At 72.4% G+C, this 2,605-nt stretch carries 2 protein-coding genes; both read left to right on the forward strand.

Features of this window, described 5'->3' with window-relative positions:
* Positions 1-1,339 (forward strand): DEAD/DEAH box helicase (locus VR44_RS48105; protein ID WP_045952357.1); only part of this gene is annotated, 1,339 nt, incomplete at its 5' end.
* A gap of 322 nt (positions 1,340-1,661) precedes the next feature.
* Complete coding sequence (locus tag VR44_RS38625; protein WP_045952358.1) at positions 1,662-2,213, forward strand: Uma2 family endonuclease; 552 nt, start codon at positions 1,662-1,664, stop codon at positions 2,211-2,213.
* The last annotated feature ends 392 nt before the right edge of the window (positions 2,214-2,605 follow it).

The raw sequence follows: 2,605 nt of genomic DNA on the forward strand, positions 1-2,605 counted from the left end.
GGTGGGCGCGGCCGCGGCCGCCCTGCGCGCCCGCCAGGACGCCCAGCGGGCGGCACTCGCCCACGCCGAACGCACCGACCAGGCCCTGGCCGCGGCCCGGACCCGCTGGGAGGGGTTCGTGCCGGAGGACTCCTGGCTGACGGACGACGCGGCACGCGAGCTCGCCGCCCCCTGGTCCGACCCCGAGATCACCCGGGCCCGTACCGAGGTGTTCCTCGCCGCCCTCGGCCTCCACCAGGCCTTCCTGCGCTGCACGGCCCGCACCATGTACGCCAACCTGATGGCGGCGATGGACGCCGTCGCCGGCGCGGTGCCGGGGACCGTGCCCGAGACCCACGTACGGGCCGCCTGGCAGAGCCTGTTCCTCGTCGTACCGGTGGTGTCGACGACGTTCGCCTCGCTGGACCGGGTCTTCGGGCGGCTCGGCGCGGAATCGCTGGGCTGGCTGTTCGTCGACGAGGCCGGTCAGGCGGCGCCCCAGATGGCGGCCGGGCAGGCGGCGCCCCAGATGGCGGTGGGCGGCATGTGGCGGGCGCGGCGTACGGTCGTCGTCGGCGACCCGCTGCAGCTGGAGCCGGTCGTGGTCCTGCCGTGGACGGCGCAGCGGGCGCTGCGCGAGGACTTCGGCGTGGCGGAGGAGTGGGCGCCGGGCCGCACGTCGGTCCAGCAGCTCGCCGACCGCGCCAACCGCTACGGCACGCTGCTGCCCGCCGAACTTCCCGACGGCGGGCACGAGGTGTGGGTGGGGGCGCCGCTGCGGGTGCACCGGCGGTGCGACGACCCGATGTTCTCGCTCAGCAACGCCGTCGCCTACAACGGCCTGATGGTCCAGGGCACCCCGCCGCGCGAGGCGTACGTCTACCGGCCGGGCAGCAGCTGGGTGAACGTCGTCGGGGCGGAGGCGGACGGGCACTGGATCCCGGAGGAGGGGCGGGCGCTGCGGCGCGTGCTGGAGCGGCTGCGGGACGAGGGCGGGGTGGACCTGGCGGAGGAGGTGTTCGTCATCAGCCCGTTCCGGCAGGTGGTGGCGGGAGCCCGGCGGGCGTGCCGGGACCTGATGCCGGCGGAGCGGGTCGGGACGGTGCACACCACGCAGGGCAAGGAGGCGGACGTCGTCATCCTCGTCCTGGGCACGGACCCGCGCCGCCCGGGCGCCCGGGCCTGGGCGGCGTCACGGCCGAACCTCCTCAACGTCGCGGTGAGCAGGGCGAAACGCCGCCTGTTCGTGATCGGCAACCTCGAGGCATGGCGCGACCAGCGCTTCTTCGGCACGCTGGCGGAGTCGCTGCCGTGCCACACGTGGCAGGCGCCGGCCCGGGGGGAGAGCGGGCGGGGCTGAGGCGTGCGGCGGGACGGGCTTCTGCTGCCGTGCTCCCGAGGACGGCGACCACCGGTCCATGGCCCATCCGCCCCCTACGTCGCTGCGTCCCTGCGCCCCTGCGTCCTTCGTTCGCGGAGAACCGTGCCATGGACCCCCATCTGCACCTCCCCGGCACCGCTACGGCACGGCTTCCGGGAGACCTCAAGGCTGCCCGCCCCTGCGCCACGGCAAGCAGCTCCGCAACGGAGTGCCGGCCACCGCACCCCCAGCGCCACGCCCGGCTGGATGCCCTGGCCAGGGCCCTACCGGAGGACACCGTGATCACACGAGACTGCCGCAGATGAGCCGCGAGGCCTTCGAAGCCATCGCGGAAGCCGCCGCGCAGCACGACGTCAAGCTCGAATTCATCAACGGAGAACTGGGAGTCAAGCCTGTGCCCGACGGCGACCACGGCGAGATCATCATGTGGCTGCTGGAACACTGCATGCGGCAACGCCCCGACCTGCGCCTGTACCCGAAACAGGGACTCCGCGTCGACACCTACGGAAACGGCAACGCCCGCCCCGACGGTGCGCTCGCCCCCAAGGGCTACTTCGCGGGCCAGGGCGAGTGGGCCGGGACGGAAGGCGTCGTCATGGTCGTCGAGGTCACCTCCTACGACACCAGGACCGACCAGCACGACCGGCAGGACAAACCGCGGGCCTACGCAGAACGGGAGATCCCGGTCTACCTCCTCATCGACCGCGACAACGGCTCCCTGGTCCTGCACACCGAACCCGTCAACGGGCGTTACCACACGCAGAGGTTCTTCTTCGGGGACACGGTCCGAATCCCCGCCCCGGTAGACATCACCCTCGACGACACCGACATCCTCAAGAACCACGTCCGCTGAGAGGACAAGCCACGAGGCACCCGTCGTGGAGAGGCGGAGTGCTGCCACCAATGGCTCCCGTGTGCCTATTCAGAACGTGGAGATCCAGCTGGGCCACCCTGTCGGAAGTCCAGTACACGTCACACGCGTTTTCCGTCCTTGCAAGTCCCACAGACGCGGGAAACAGCGTCCCTGCGGTCCGAGACGCTGTGGTGACAGTCTCCGCAGGTGGCGAGGAGCAAAGGAGTTCGGCCACCTGGGCGCGGATCTCCTCGGGGTCGTCCCCACGGGTGCGGGGAGCAGTCCCCGGCCAGGTCGCCGAGACCCTCCGGGTCGGGGTCATCCCCGCGGGCGTGGGGAGCAGGCCAGGACCCGACGCAGGGTGTCGAGGGTGAGGGGGTCATCCCCGCGGG

This window comes from Streptomyces katrae (assembly GCF_000966975.1).
Lineage (GTDB): Bacteria > Actinomycetota > Actinomycetes > Streptomycetales > Streptomycetaceae > Streptomyces > Streptomyces katrae.

Coding starts and splice junctions, on each gene's coding strand:
- VR44_RS38625 (WP_045952358.1), top strand. CDS start 1,662: ATGAGCCGCGAGGCCTTCGAAGCCATCGCGGAAGCCGCCGCGCAGCAC.